This is a genomic window from Acetobacter cibinongensis, from assembly GCF_000963925.1.
Taxonomy (GTDB): domain Bacteria; phylum Pseudomonadota; class Alphaproteobacteria; order Acetobacterales; family Acetobacteraceae; genus Acetobacter; species Acetobacter cibinongensis.
Map to the genome: position 1 here is coordinate 38,376 of NZ_BAMV01000005.1, position 13,956 is coordinate 52,331.

Below are 13,956 nucleotides of genomic sequence, written 5' to 3' on the forward strand. Positions count from 1 at the left end.
ACAGAGCACACAGTATGTGCGTCAACCTTGTTCTGACACACTCATTTTCTCTTGGTCTTCCAGGTCAGCAAGTTCGCTGGCTGCTTGCGTTACATCCTGCGCTTTTGCTTTGGCATACCATTTTTTTGCTTGCACGATGTTTTTGTCACCAGCCAAGCCAAGCGCCAGATAACGACCCATCATAAGCTGGGCAGCAGCATTGCCGCGCTGCGCTGCCTGTAGGAACCAGCTTTGCGCCACAGCACGATCCTGCGGAACGTCGTGACCACCGCCATACATTGCCCCCACAGAAAACATGGCCCAAACCTGACCGGATTTTGCAGCGTTTTCATAAAGCTTCAGGGCTTCCAGGTGGTTTTTACTTCCGCCTTCACCTCTTACCAACAAGTCAGCATAAGCCACTTGAGCCTCAATCATGCCCGCGTCAGCCGCTTTCTTTATCCAGGCACGCCCTTCTTCAGCATCTTTTTCGGTACCACGTCCATTCAACAGCATGGTGCCATACCAATACTGGGCATTTACAACGCGTTCTGCTGCTTTATGTAGCCACTTAAGGGCTTCGGCCTCATCGGGCTGCGTACCTACCCCTTGAGCGAGACAAACACCAAAATTGAATGCAGATAAATAGTCGCCTTGTTCTGCCTTGACCTGATAAGCGCTCAGAATTTCCTGTCCGGCTTCAGGAGAAATTTTCCCCTGCAACAACAGATTCCCCAAACCGGCAGCGGCATCACCATTGCCTTGTTCAACCGCAATTTTGAACCAACGCTCTGCCTCCTGCATATCCTGCGGAACGGCAACACCTTCTTGGTACAACGTGCCCAACGTATAACTAGCGGCTGAATGACCATGGTCAGACGCATACCGATACCAGGCAATGGCTTCTGCATAATTGGGTGGCATATCGCCCCCCCGCCCGTACATATCCCCAAGGGTAGCCGCTGCTTCAGCATCGCCTGCCAACGCAGCACGCCGCAGCCAGGTTTCACCACGCACTGTGTCTCGCTCAACGCCTTGGCCAAGCATGAGCGCTACACCATATTTGGCCTGCGCACTGGAAACATGGTGTTCCGCAGCCTGTGCATAATACTGCATCGCTTCTGTTATGCTGGCGTCTCGCCCTAACCCGCGTTCAGCCAGAACACCCATGAGATAGAGTGCGGTCCCAAGACCTTTTTGCGCTGCTTTATCAAGTTCTATAGCAGCCTGTGCGTACTCTTCATCCGATTGAGCCGCATTGAGCGCTGCTATACCAAGGCCCAGATTACCTTGAATGCACCCAGCCTGCGCTGCTTTCTGATACCAAAGCAATCCTTCATCAGGGTTACGGATATCTTCCGGACCATTACAAAGAATATAGCCATACATGGCCTGCGCATCGGGGTTTTCGCCCTCAGCAGCTTGTTTAGCCCAAAACGCAGCCTTGCGGTAATCTGGCTCGGGTTTGACTTCAGGGGTTTGTGCTTCATCAAAGACTGAAACACTACTTTGGTCTGCTTCCGCCTCTGCTGGAAGACCATATAAATAGAGCGTGGCAAGAATAAAACCTGCCTGCCCCCAGCCTTGTTTTGCTGCCCGTCTTGTCCAGCGTACCCCCTCTATAAGATTGGGGGGAGCTCCTGTCGCATTGAGATAGGCCTGCCCGACAAGAAACTGCGCCTCGGCACTCCCTTCCCGTGCAAGAACAGAAAGTTGCGAAAAGCCTTTTGCAGCATCGTCCGGGTCTTCCATCAGGGCTTTGGCGCGCAGTAGCCTGTCCTCTAGTGAAGACCTGTTACGCCCCAAAATACGCTTGAACAGACCCAGAACCATAAATTACCTCTTCCTATACAAGAATCTTTCTATTTGTAAGCAGAGGTTCTCTTAAGGTTCGCGCATACCATTACTCATGAGTGGCATGAAGTTATTGAGCAGATACTGCATGATAGTCCGCTTACCAACCTTAATGTCTGCTGTAACAGGCATACCCGGCTGTGGATGGAAGAAGCTGGGTACACCACGCAATGTGTAACGATCAATCTTCATGCGAACACGGTAAAAAGACTTCCCTGTTGCATCAGGTGTTACCCCACCCTGCTGAGCATCCTCGTTTGCTACAAAGGAATCAGCACTGATGGTTCTTACGACTGCATCCGCGCCACCATATTGCTGATAGGGAAAGGTCGCGAATTTTACGAGTGCTTTGTCACCAAGCTTAACAAACCCGACATCCTTGCCGGAAAGAACTGCTTCTACTTCCAGACCTTTACCCACAGGCACAAGCGTCATAATACGCTGCGCTGCATTGACAACCGACCCAACAGATACCTTGCCAATACTCAGGACCACAGCATCTTCGTCTGCTTTAAGAGCAACCAAGCTATTATGCAGAACCGCTTTACGGTACATACTGTCAGACTCTGCTGCACTATGTTCTGCCTTGATCAAGTTTTGATAGACCTCGGCTTTCCAGCTTTGAGTATATCCTTCCTTCTCAGCCACTTGAGCTGCAAGCTTGTTACGCGTTGAAGCGGCCTGCTGCTGCGCAGCAATCTGCGATCTTTCCGTTTCCATTAGAGTGCTTTGCGCACCTAACGTAGATAGCTTGCTGCCAACCTGATCTTTCTGAAGTTGCATACGCATTTTATGCACATCGGCAGCAACTTTGGTTTGAGCGGCATACATTGCCGCACTGGCTTCGTAGCCTTGCAGGTCATGCTGTAAACTGGCGATCTGCTTGTCATAGTTTGCTATTTTTGCGTCATATTCAGCTTTGCGACGCAGGAAAGCTTCCCCCTGCCTGACTGAGGCAGGTTGTTGCAGATCAACTTGATAAGACTTGCCTTCCGCTTCCGCTTTCAGACGCGCCACTTCCGCTTGATACTGGTCATTCTGCGCTCGCATATTGTCAATATCAGCACCCGTCGTTGTCGGGTCGAGGTGAGCGAGAACATCACCCTTTTTGACAAAGTCACCCTCTTTAACATCGATGGACCGTATAATCGACGTATCTAAAGGCTGTATGACAAGAGAGTTCTCGACTGAAATCAACTGCCCCTGTGTAGAGACAACACGATCAAGAGGAAAAACAGCCATAGCCGTGACAGACGAGAGGACGAGGGCACCAATCACCCACACAATATATTGCGCGGAAGCCGTAGGCGGCATGTTGACAAGTGCCGCGGTTGGAGAGTGGAACTCCAGCAGCGCAATAGGCATATCACCCTGTGCATAGGGATCGTCCGCCTGACGCAGAAAATCAACGCTGTTTCTTTCCACACCGTCAGAATTGGATTCCTGCCCGGCGGGAATTACATCATTCTCGCTCATGGCTTATTCTCCTTCCGCAATCAGAGAAGATCTATCATCGGGTTTTCCCGCAGAGCGACCTTCTGTGTGACGGTTTTGCTGCATCCACAACGTACGATAAATATCACAGCGCTCAAGTAGGACATCATGCGGCGCGATATCTACAACCGCCCCCCGATCCATGACGCATATCTGGTCACAGTTGACCAGAGACGACAGACGATGAGACACGATGACCATGGTTCTACCCTGACCAATCCGTTCAAGGTTGGCGTTCACCAAAGCTTCACTTTCCGGATCAAGGGCAGAGGTCGCCTCATCCAGGATCATAAGTTTGGGATCCGTAATGACAGCACGTGCAATAGCAAGCCGCTGACGTTGCCCCCCGGAAATATTGGTAGAACCTTCTTCAATAAAGGTTTCATATCCCGCCGGCATACGCTCGATAAACTCTTCTGCACCCGCCATACGGGCAGCACGGATAACATCGTCAATTGTAAAACCAGGGCGGCCCGCCGTTATATTCTCACGAATTGTCCCGCGGAAAAGAAAGTTATCCTGCAGCACAACCCCGAAAGAGCGACGAAGATGCGTCAGATTGATCTCACGCAAATCAATCCCATCGAGCTTCAGATAACCCGTATAAGACCGACTGACACCTTGCAGAAGCCGCGTAATGGTAGACTTACCCGAACCGCTTCGACCGACCAGACCCAACATGGTCCCTGCGGGGATCTCAAAATTGACGTCCTTCAGCGCAAGCGTGGTAGCTCCTGGATAGGAGAAGTTCACATCTTCGAAGGATAACGCACCTTTGATAGGCGGACGCATGCCGGTTGTCAGCGCCTTGGTTTCTGTCGGCTGATTCAGCACAGATGCCGCTTCGCCCAGAGACGTCATGACTTCCGTATAATCATCCATGAGTTTTGCCAAACCAACAAGGGGCGTCGCAACACGCCCACCAAGCATCATGAATGCGACCAAACCACCAGCACCAACAGAAGACGGACTCACAAGCGCCAAATAAGCACCGATAATAATAATACCGCGACTAATAAACATATCTAAAGGCATAACAAGCGTTTGAGGCCAGTTTTGTATACGTCCAGAAGCCAACTTCCAGCGCACAACACGCGCCGTCATTTCATCCCAAACTTGCTTGCGACTATTTTCCAAAGCGAGCGTTTTCAGTGTTCGAATACCGGCAACAGTTTCATACAATATTGCACCACGGTCACGTTCTGCTTCAATCTGCTTGTTCATTATTTTTGTTAGTGGCGCCGTGAAAATAACGACTATCAAACCAATCAAACCGGCAGCCGCAACAGTCATCCATGCCAGAGTAGAACTAAGATAAAACAAAAACGGCAGAATAACGATAAGCGTAAATAGGTCCAGGAATGTCATCATCAACTTCCCGGTCAAAAAATCACGCACTTTGTAAATAGCCATGACACGCCCCAGCATATTACCGGTCTGCTGGCGTTCAAAATACTCAAGAGGCAATGAAACGAGACGGCTAAACAAGTGCAGCGAAAGACGCGCGTCCACTCGTGTTGACAAAATCAATGACAGTTCACGCCGACCATACGACAGCAAAACTTCATAAAAAGAAAAAACAAACACAATACCAGCAATGGAAACAAGAGTCGCCATTGAGTGGTAATTGACCACCTTATCCACCACCTGCATAACAATAAGCGGTGGGAATATTTGAAGAATACTAAGAGTCATGGAGGCAATAGCAATGTCGCGCAAAGATTTTTTCTCGCGCAGCACCATCTTGGCAAACCAGCCAAAATTGATAGGGGCCTCGGCTTCTGATTGCCCCACCCTTCCTTTGACAAGAAGCACATCCCCTGTCCAGATACGTCCCAGACGGAGTTCATCCACAGCAACAGGAACCGCGCCCTCCCCTTTCATAGGGTCTCTTAGCCACACAATCCCTTTTTCAGGCGAGGCTCCGACCATCAGCGCGGCGGATCCATCGCGGAACATCAGTACGATGGGGGGAGTGTTGGTCATTCGTACCAGATAGCGCCATTTAATGCGCATCCCCTTAGCCGCGGCACCCTGATCTCTCAGCCAACGTGCCAAAGTAGCTGGAGATGGACTGTCTTCACCTGGTTCAGCGGCAAAATCATGAATATCAAGTTCGAGACCATGATATTTTGCAGCCGCCATAGCCGCCCGCAAGCGGATCATTGCAGGGTGGACACGCTCAGTACCGTGAGACGAATGGGAGGAAGAGCCGGCAACCTCAGGCACATGATCAGACTGGTTCACGAATAACCCTTTTGATAAAACCAACACTCTTCAACCGGCCTCTCCCTGTAATACAGGAGCCAGCAGGCCCCTATATGACAGCGAGAGGCACTGACCTCCAAGTGTTTCTACACAAAAAAAAGAAGTTTGTTTGTTATGTCAGTCAGGATTGACAGGAAAACCGGCTAGAAACCGCCTTTAATCCATAAAATCCAATAACCAGATTATCTCTTGCCAGATTTTCTTGCACGAGAGCTCTTTCTTCTGCCGAACAAATAATAACCAGGTTGGAAAAATACTTACACAGCCCTTTGACGCGCTCCTGAAATAAGGCAACCAGAGCATGACCCAGCCCATTGAGGCGTATGCAGCACGGGCAACTACCTGGATGCAGCATGTCAGAAGCCTGCCGAATCTGCCCCACCCAGACCCGACTGACCAACCAGCCCGCATCCTCTACCGGCACAGCCCCTACAAAAAAGACAGCGCTCTGTGCTTTTTCCACGTCACACATATCGTGCGGGGTGAGAATGCTGAGCGGAATACGGGGGTCTCCTGACCCTCTCCATGCCAGCGCACTGGTGGACAGGGCGGCCTTACTCTGGAATAACGGCTTGCCCGCTTGGCCTAGGCCTGATGGGCGCTTCCCCTCACTTTCCTGCTTCATGGATGCCATGCCTACTCGTCTTCCGCTTCTCGATGCCCTGCGTGATCAGGTCCTGCTGTGTGATGGTGGGATGGGATCACGCATCCAGATGCTTGATCTGGACCTGACGCGTGATTACTGGGGGCAGGAAAATTGTACTGAAATCCTGACTCTCTCACGCCCTGAACTCATACGCGAAATCCACCGTGGCTACTATGAAGCCGGAGCGGATATGGTGGAAACCAATACTTTTGGTGGTTCGCCTATTACTTTGAGCGAATTTGGGCTGTCAGACAAGACACGGGAAATCAATCGGTCCTCCGCCATTCTGGCGCGTGAAGCAGCGGATAGTTTTGCAGACGGTCGCAGCCGGTATGTTCTGGGCTCCATCGGGCCGGGCACCAAGCTGCCTTCTCTGGGAAATGTTGATTACGATACGCTGGAAGCCGCCTTGGCCGAGCAGGGGCGCGGGCTTATTGAGGGTGGGGTGGATGCCTTCCTGATTGAAACCTGTCAGGACACGCTTCAGATTAAAGCCGCCGTCAACGGCATGAAAATTGCCCGGGCGGAAATGGGTGTGACAACGCCTATTTTCGTACAGGTTACCGTTGAAACAACGGGTACCCTGCTTGTTGGCCCCGACATTGCGGCTGCTGCGACCGTCATTCATAGCCTTGATGCAGACCTGATTGGCCTGAACTGTGCCACCGGCCCGCAGGAAATGGCGGAACACGTTCATTGGCTGTCTGAAAACTGGCCGCGCCTTATTTCCGTGCTCCCGAACGCAGGCCTGCCGGAACTGGTGGACGGCAAGACCCACTACCCTCTCTCCCCCGAAGATATGGCGACCTGGGTTGAGCGCTTTATCAAGGAAGATGGCATTAACCTGATTGGCGGCTGCTGTGGCACCTCCACGCCGCATATTGCTGCGTTGGATGCCATGCTGCGCCGCCGTGCAGAGGGTACGGGCAGGCACCGCCCTGCCCCTATTGCCAGAACCTCTGTCTGGGTTCCCTCCGTTGCCAGCCTGTATACTCAGGTGCCATTACGGCAGGAGAACGCCTATTTCTCTATTGGTGAGCGCTGCAATGCCAACGGCTCAAAAAAATGGCGCGAATTGCAGGAAGCCCATGACTGGGATGGATGCGTTGCCATAGGCCGGGAGCAGGCTAAAGAGGGCTCTAACGCTCTGGATGTCTGCACGGCATTTGTGGGACGCGACGAGCGTGCGGAAATGGATGAAGTGATCAAGCGCTTCACATCCTCCGTCAACGCGCCTCTGGTAATTGATTCTACGGAAACGCCCGTTATTGAGGCCGCTCTCAAACTGCATGGCGGCAAGCCTATCATCAACTCCATCAATTTTGAGGATGGAGAAGGTCCGGCAGCCGACCGCATGACACTGGCCCGGAAGTTCGGGGCCGCCGTTGTGGCCTTGACCATTGACGAAGAAGGCATGGCCCGCCGCCCGGAAGACAAGCTGCGCATTGCCACACGCCTGATTGAATTTGCCTGCGAAAAATACGGCCTACCGCAGTCAGACCTGATGATAGACCCGTTGACCTTCACCATTGCCACCGGCGCGGAAGATGACCGCAAACTGGGTGTATGGACGCTGGAAGGCATCAAGATGATTCGGGACAAGTTCCCGGATGTGCAGATTGTGCTGGGGCTGTCCAACATCTCATTCGGCCTGAACCCGGCTGCCCGTGCGGTTCTTAACTCGGTCTATCTGGACCATGCCGTCAAGGCAGGCATGACGGCCGCCATTGTGCATGTGTCCAAAATCCGCCCGCTGCACATGATTGCACCAGAAGAGGTCAAGGTTGCGGAAGATCTGATTTTTGACCGCCGCACAGCCGATTATGACCCACTGCAAAAACTGTTGGAGCTGTTTGCAGACCGCAAGGCATCCGAAGCTGTTAAACGCAAGGTCGCAGAAACGGTCGAAGAACGCCTGAAAGACCGCATTGTTGATGGTGACCGCAAAGGGCTGGAAGCAGACCTTGAAGAAGCCATGACCAGACTGGCGCCGCTCGACATCATCAACACCGTGCTGCTGGATGGCATGAAGGTGGTTGGGGAACTTTTTGGTTCGGGCAAAATGCAGCTTCCGTTTGTGCTGCAATCTGCCGAGACCATGAAGGCCGCCGTAGCATGGCTTGAACCCCACATGGAGCGCGCTGAAGGGCAGCACCGTGGAACCATTGTGCTGGCCACCGTAAAAGGTGACGTTCATGATATTGGCAAAAATCTTGTCGATATCATTCTGACCAATAACGGCTACCGCGTGGTTAATCTGGGCATCAAGGTGCCTGTGGCTGACATGATTGAAGCGACAAAGCGCGAAAAAGCTGACGCCATTGGCATGTCCGGGCTTTTGGTGAAGTCCACGGTCATCATGCGCGAAAACCTTGAAGAAATCAGCCGCGAAGGGCTGGATGTACCGGTGCTGCTTGGGGGCGCTGCCCTAACCCGCAACTATGTGGAAGAAGACTGTGTGGCCGCCTACAACCCCACAGGGCGCGTGGCTTATGCGCGGGACGCCTTTGATGGGTTGACCCTGATGGACCACATTGCCCAGAACAAGTTTGACGACTACCGGGCCGCCATTGCCAAACGCCGTGAAGGCAAGGCCACACGCCGTAATGCCCGCACGCCGGAGGCGGCTGAAACACGCGGCTTCACCCCTGTAGACCCGGCACAGACCAAAGCCCGCCGCGCCCGCATGGTTGCGGATGAGCCTGTCCTGACGCCCCCTTTCTGGGGCAGCAAGGTTATCTCCGCCCCTACCGAGGCCGTGCTACCCTTCCTGAATGACCGCTCACTGTACCAGTTCCAGTGGGGGTTCAGAAAGCAGGGACGCTCGCTTGAGGAGTTCATGGTGTGGGCCAAGCAGGAACTGCGCCCTATCCTGCTGCGGATGCTGGACCTTGCCGCCAAGGATTCTATCCTGAACCCGCAGGCCAGCTACGGGTACTGGAAAGCTGCGGGGGAAGGGAACGACCTGATCCTGTTTGAAGAAGACGGCATAACAGAAGCTGCACGCTTCACCCTACCCCGGCAGCCCCGCGAAGACGGCGAGTGCATTGCCGACTTTGTGCGTGATATTTCAGACCCACAGCGTGATGTTGTAGCCTTGCAGGTTGTGACGGTCGGCCAGAAGGCCTCTGACATTGCGCGGGATTGGTTTGAGGAAAACAAGTATCAGGATTACCTGTATCTGCACGGCCTGTCGGTTGAAATTGCCGAAGCCATGGCAGAATACACGCACAAGCGTATCCGTGCTGAACTTGGCTTTGCCGCAGAGGATGCGCGGGACATGGATACCCTGTTGCAGCAGGGGTATCGCGGGTCACGCTATTCCTTCGGGTATCCAGCTTGCCCACGCTTGGAAGATCAACACCCCATCCTCCGCCTTCTGGGCGCAGAGCGGATTGGTGTGTCTCTGACAGACGGGGACCAGCTCCATCCGGAACAATCGACCTCTGCTCTGGTTATTCTCAATAAAAAGGCCAAGTATTTTACTATCTAACAGGCTTGTCGCTATGAGCTTTCCTGAGAGTACTGGCGGACCAATGCTCTCAGGAAAATACCTTTCAGGCAGGCTTAACCTGCAATCGTGCCCCAACTCCCCACACCACTGCTGAAGATGCGCTTTTCATTTTCACGCTGGAAAAACTTTTCGTATTCAATACGACCTGTTGACCAAAAGGCCGTGTCCTGCCCATCTTACTGCTATGCAGCATCCTTCCCGCTCTTCAGCGCGTTTGGCGCACAACTCTACGGGTTCCTCAGCCTCTCAGGCTGCGGAGTCGGCAGACAAGCCGTATCGTGACCCTACGGCAGACATCATGGCCACCTGTAATAAAGCGGGCCTTCATGCAACAGCCTGCGTAGCGGCGTTTATTGACCGCAGAAAACCGGACATTGTGCGGGAAAGCGCCAACTTTATGCAGGAGCTGGCTGCAATCTGGGCCCTTGAAGGGCTTGAACCTGAAGAAATCTGGACAGAAATTCTGCGCCGCATTGAGGTAGGAGAGCTATTCTTACGCCTCAACCAGCCGCCACATCGCAAGAAGCAGAATGGCAGAACTCCCCGCCCCTGGCGCATTTCCACCAGCAAGCTTCCGTAACGCATCGCGTGACAAACAAGCTCCTTCTGGCGTAACGGCAACATCATGGCTGTCATAGACTGTATTGCGCTCGTACTGGTTGGGTTGTCCGTTCTACACGGCCTGTGGCGTGGCTTTACGCAGCAGGCATTGGGGGTGGGAAGCTGGATTCTGGCAATTTTTCTTGCCTGCCACTTTGTCAGCACCGCGGCACAATGGGTGCGGACCTTTATTCACAACCCCCTTCTTGCCGACATTGTCGCCTTTGTGGGCCTCTTTCTGGCATTGGTGGTCGTATGCTCCCTGCTGGTCAGCACCATTGTCAAAACGGTTAAAAGCACGGCCCTCAGTGGCATTGACTCTACATTGGGGGGAGTATTCGGGCTGATACGCGGCCTTCTGGCTGTGCTGCTGCTTTTTATGGTCGCACAGTGGTTTTTGCCCGCAGAAGACATGCAAAGCCTTGAAGAAAACGGGAAGCTCACCCCATATATCCAGCAGGGCGTGACAGCAATACAGCCATTCCTGCCTACTTTTAGCGCGAAAAGGCTTGCGCTAACGGGCATCACAGGTCATGACCCCACCCTATAGTCCCCCTACGCTCTCTTTCGGCTATTTGCGGAGGCCCTGCGCACCTATGCACGCCCACGATACCCGCTGTTCTCTTCCCACCACAGCTGCCTGTCATGATGATGACCACCCACATGAAGAATGTGCGGTTTTTGGTATCTGGAACACCAAAGACGCTGCTGCTCTGACAGCGCTTGGGCTCCATGCCTTACAACATCGCGGTCAGGAAGCTGCCGGGATTGTGTCCTACGACACCCAGTTCCACTCTCATCGCGGGCTTGGCCTTGTGGGTGACGTGTTCAATGACCCCCGCGTCATGGCTACCCTTAAGGGTGACCGCGCCATAGGCCATAACCGTTACGCGACTTCAGGGGCCACCCTGCTGCGTAACGTGCAGCCGCTGTTTGCAGAATTCGCCTTTGGTGGCTTGGCCGTGGCGCACAACGGCAACCTCACCAACTCCGGCAGCCTGCGCAAAGAGCTGATCCGCCGTGGGTGCCTGTTCCAGTCCACCATGGACACGGAAGTTTTTGTGCACCTGATCGCCACCTCGCTTTACGCAACGGTGGAAGACCGGCTGATTGATGCCCTCAAGCGCGTGACCGGTGCGTATTCTCTGGTTGTGCTCTCTACCGATGCCCTGATGGGTGTGCGGGACCCCATGGGTGTACGCCCGCTGGTTCTGGGCAAAATACCGGGCGAAAGTGGCGCCGAAGGCTCCTGGGTTCTGGCATCAGAAACCTGCGGGCTGGATATTATTGGCGCGGAATTCGTGCGGGATATTGAACCGGGCGAACTGGTGATTATTGACCAGAACGGCATCCGCTCCCTGCGGCCCTTTGGGCAGACGTCTCCGCATTTCTGTGTGTTTGAATATATCTACTTCGCACGTCCGGACTCTGTGCTGGAAGGCTTGCCGGTTTATGCTGTGCGCAAGCAGATTGGCCACGAACTGGCTCTGGAAAGCGCTGTAGAAGCTGATATTGTGGTGCCGGTTCCGGATTCTGGCGTGCCGTCCGCCATGGGGTATGCTGAGGCAAGCGGTATTCCGTTTGAGCTGGGCATTATCCGCAACCATTATGTGGGCCGTACCTTTATTGAGCCGACCGACCATATCCGTAATCTGGGTGTGAAAATGAAGCACTCCACCAACCGCCCTGCCCTTGATGGCAAGCGCGTTATTCTGGTGGACGACTCCATTGTGCGTGGCACCACATCCCGCAAAATTGTGGACATGGTGCGTGCGGCTGGCGCGAAGGAAGTGCACATGCGCATTTCCTCACCGCCCACCAAGCATTCCTGCTTCTATGGCATTGATACGCCAGAACGCAGCCACTTGCTAGCAGCCCAGCATGACGTTGCCAAAATGGCAGAGCTGATTGGGGTGGACAGTCTGGCCTTTATTTCGCTGGATGGCTTGTACCGCGCCATGGGCCATGAAAGCCGGGCCGCTTACCGGGAACGCTATTGCGATGCCTGCTTTACCGGTGACTATCCCATTCCGTTGGTGGACCACGATCTGGAGTTTGGCAAAGGCACGGCCTGAGCCTTAACGCCACAGGGGCCTCTGCTTCAGACCGTAGCAGAGGCCTTTTTTATTGCCGTATGGTCAGGGGGCTGCTGGTTCAATAGGCCAGTCTGCTTTCGCCAAAGCCTGTGGGGCCAACCAGGCCATAACTGCGCTAAACGGAATACCTGCCACCATCACCACCAAAGCCCATACCGGCACGGTATGATGGGAAAACAGCAGGCCTAGCGCCAACTGCACACCAATGATGCTGCCGCCCGCAGTTAAAAGCTGGGTCAGGGCTGGCCTGTTTTTACGAGGGCTGAAGATAAGCCCCAGACTGGGCAAATACCCTATTCCAACAACAATACAGAATATAGCCAGCAAGGTTACTGGCAGCCTGGACCAGTGCAGGCCAGCTAGAAAAATGCCTAAAGGGCTGCATATCACTGTAGCAAACACCGCATTTTGCACGGTGCGCTTGGCATGGGTTGCATAAAGTGCCCAGGCAAAGTCCAGACGTGTGCCATACCCCGCCAGATTCAGGAGAAACGGCCAGTCCGCCCTGACCTGCATCCATGAGGCCAGACCACTGACTGACATGATGCAAATGAGCTGCGGTGCCATAAGCATGGACTTCTTAAGGGCGGCCCAGTTGGGTACTGCAAACGTTTGCAAGACTTCCAACAGCGCGTGCATAATAAAAATGCTTACAACCGCCAGCACACAGCCTGCCAGATAGCCAACCGGCCCCGGTGACATCATGGTGTTGGGAACAGGCGGATTGCGTAACCACGGAAACTGCCAAAGCATAACCCGTATCAGTCCGCTGCCCCTTTGCGCTGCATCTTGGGAAGACGGTGCTGCCTCTACGGAACGAGAAGGCTTGCCCTTGCTCCTGCCGCGAAAAGATACAGCTTTAATACTAACGCTTTGCTGTCCCGCGCCCTCCTGCCCAACGGCAGGCCGGGGTGTATGTGCCAGTTCTATAACTGTCAGAGCCGTCCCTACAACCAACAGACCTAAAGCCATATACCAAGGCAGGGACAACAGGCGCTCCTGAACCTGCGGAAACAGGAAGAGCACAAAAACACCCATCAATAACAGAGCGCGAAACAGCCGTATTGGTCCACGTAAGGCTTTGGGGGTGGCCGTATCTGAGTTGACAGATAAGGCTAGAGAAAGGGACTCCTGCGCCAGAATATTCAACAGAGGCGCACCAAGATAAAGGAGCGGCACCGCCATAAGCAGCATGATGAAGGCCAATACAGCATGGATAGCCTTGTATTCTGCCGCGATCATGCCCGGTGTCATGCTGGCTAAAGGGCTACGCACCTGCCGCCAGTACTGCGCCGCACCAGACGCCACCAGCCCTTGCAAGCCTAACCACCACCAAAGCGAAAAAGACTCCGGCAATTTGAAAATACCATTTTGCCAGTGCGTTGCGGCATGGTCCTGAAACGCCACAAAGAAGGCGACCGTGCTCCACGTCACTCCGGTAAGAAACGCGTAGTTCTCCCGGAAAAATACCGGGGAGAGATAAAGCCGCAGAGCGTGCTGCATGT

Annotated in this window: 9 protein-coding genes; 4 read left to right on the forward strand and 5 right to left on the reverse strand. The window is 53.7% G+C overall.

The features are described 5' to 3' along the window. Nucleotides 1–21: 21 nt before the first annotated feature. From Abci_RS02255 to Abci_RS02270, 4 genes are all read right to left on the reverse strand, one after another. The gene (locus tag Abci_RS02255) at nucleotides 22–1,812 is read right to left on the reverse strand and encodes a tetratricopeptide repeat protein (protein WP_048837537.1); all 1,791 of its coding nucleotides are present in this window, start codon (nucleotides 1,810–1,812) and stop codon (nucleotides 22–24) included. Nucleotides 1,813–1,863: 51 nt separating this feature from the next. Continuing rightward, nucleotides 1,864–3,309, reverse strand: a complete 1,446-nt coding sequence (locus Abci_RS02260; RefSeq protein ID WP_048837538.1) for an HlyD family type I secretion periplasmic adaptor subunit — start codon at nucleotides 3,307–3,309, stop codon at nucleotides 1,864–1,866. 3 nt (nucleotides 3,310–3,312) lie between these two features. Further along, nucleotides 3,313–5,574 carry a peptidase domain-containing ABC transporter gene (locus tag Abci_RS02265; RefSeq protein WP_181015807.1) on the reverse strand — a complete coding sequence of 754 codons (2,262 nt, stop codon included), beginning with the start codon at nucleotides 5,572–5,574 and terminating at the stop codon, nucleotides 3,313–3,315. A gap of 142 nt (nucleotides 5,575–5,716) precedes the next feature. Further along, a complete protein-coding gene (locus Abci_RS02270; protein ID WP_048837539.1) occupies nucleotides 5,717–6,229 on the reverse strand; it encodes a hypothetical protein in 513 nt (170 codons plus the stop codon). Between Abci_RS02270 and metH the strand changes: the two genes are divergently transcribed. From metH to purF, 4 genes are all read left to right on the forward strand, one after another. After that, on the forward strand, nucleotides 6,228–9,734 hold the full coding sequence (gene metH / locus Abci_RS02275; RefSeq protein ID WP_048837612.1) for a methionine synthase: 3,507 nt from the start codon (nucleotides 6,228–6,230) through the stop codon (nucleotides 9,732–9,734). The two genes, Abci_RS02270 and metH, sit on opposite strands and share 2 nt — an antisense overlap. Nucleotides 9,735–9,939: 205 nt before the next feature. Continuing rightward, nucleotides 9,940–10,335: a hypothetical protein gene (locus tag Abci_RS02280; protein WP_048837540.1), complete on the forward strand. Its 396-nt coding sequence runs from the start codon at nucleotides 9,940–9,942 to the stop codon at nucleotides 10,333–10,335. 45 nt (nucleotides 10,336–10,380) lie between these two features. Beyond that, nucleotides 10,381–10,905 carry a CvpA family protein gene (locus Abci_RS02285; RefSeq protein ID WP_048837541.1) on the forward strand — a complete coding sequence of 175 codons (525 nt, stop codon included), beginning with the start codon at nucleotides 10,381–10,383 and terminating at the stop codon, nucleotides 10,903–10,905. 46 nt (nucleotides 10,906–10,951) lie between these two features. Further along, complete coding sequence (purF, locus tag Abci_RS02290; RefSeq protein ID WP_048837542.1) at nucleotides 10,952–12,430, forward strand: amidophosphoribosyltransferase; 1,479 nt, start codon at nucleotides 10,952–10,954, stop codon at nucleotides 12,428–12,430. 63 nt (nucleotides 12,431–12,493) lie between these two features. Here the strand turns inward: purF and Abci_RS02295 are convergent, their stop codons facing one another. Next, nucleotides 12,494–13,954: a hypothetical protein gene (locus Abci_RS02295; RefSeq protein WP_048837543.1), complete on the reverse strand. Its 1,461-nt coding sequence runs from the start codon at nucleotides 13,952–13,954 to the stop codon at nucleotides 12,494–12,496. Nucleotides 13,955–13,956 lie beyond the last annotated feature (2 nt).

Excerpts from the sequence above, each read along its gene's own strand:
- Abci_RS02270 (WP_048837539.1), bottom strand. The coding sequence starts at position 6,229 with ATGGCATCCATGAAGCAGGAAAGTGAGGGGAAGCGCCCATCAGGCCTA.
- purF (WP_048837542.1), top strand. The coding sequence starts at position 10,952 with ATGCACGCCCACGATACCCGCTGTTCTCTTCCCACCACAGCTGCCTGT.
- Abci_RS02285 (WP_048837541.1), top strand. The coding sequence starts at position 10,381 with ATGGCTGTCATAGACTGTATTGCGCTCGTACTGGTTGGGTTGTCCGTT.
- Abci_RS02280 (WP_048837540.1), top strand. The coding sequence starts at position 9,940 with ATGCAGCATCCTTCCCGCTCTTCAGCGCGTTTGGCGCACAACTCTACG.
- Abci_RS02255 (WP_048837537.1), bottom strand. The coding sequence starts at position 1,812 with ATGGTTCTGGGTCTGTTCAAGCGTATTTTGGGGCGTAACAGGTCTTCA.
- metH (WP_048837612.1), top strand. The coding sequence starts at position 6,228 with ATGCCTACTCGTCTTCCGCTTCTCGATGCCCTGCGTGATCAGGTCCTG.
- Abci_RS02295 (WP_048837543.1), bottom strand. The coding sequence starts at position 13,954 with ATGCAGCACGCTCTGCGGCTTTATCTCTCCCCGGTATTTTTCCGGGAG.
- Abci_RS02260 (WP_048837538.1), bottom strand. The coding sequence starts at position 3,309 with ATGAGCGAGAATGATGTAATTCCCGCCGGGCAGGAATCCAATTCTGAC.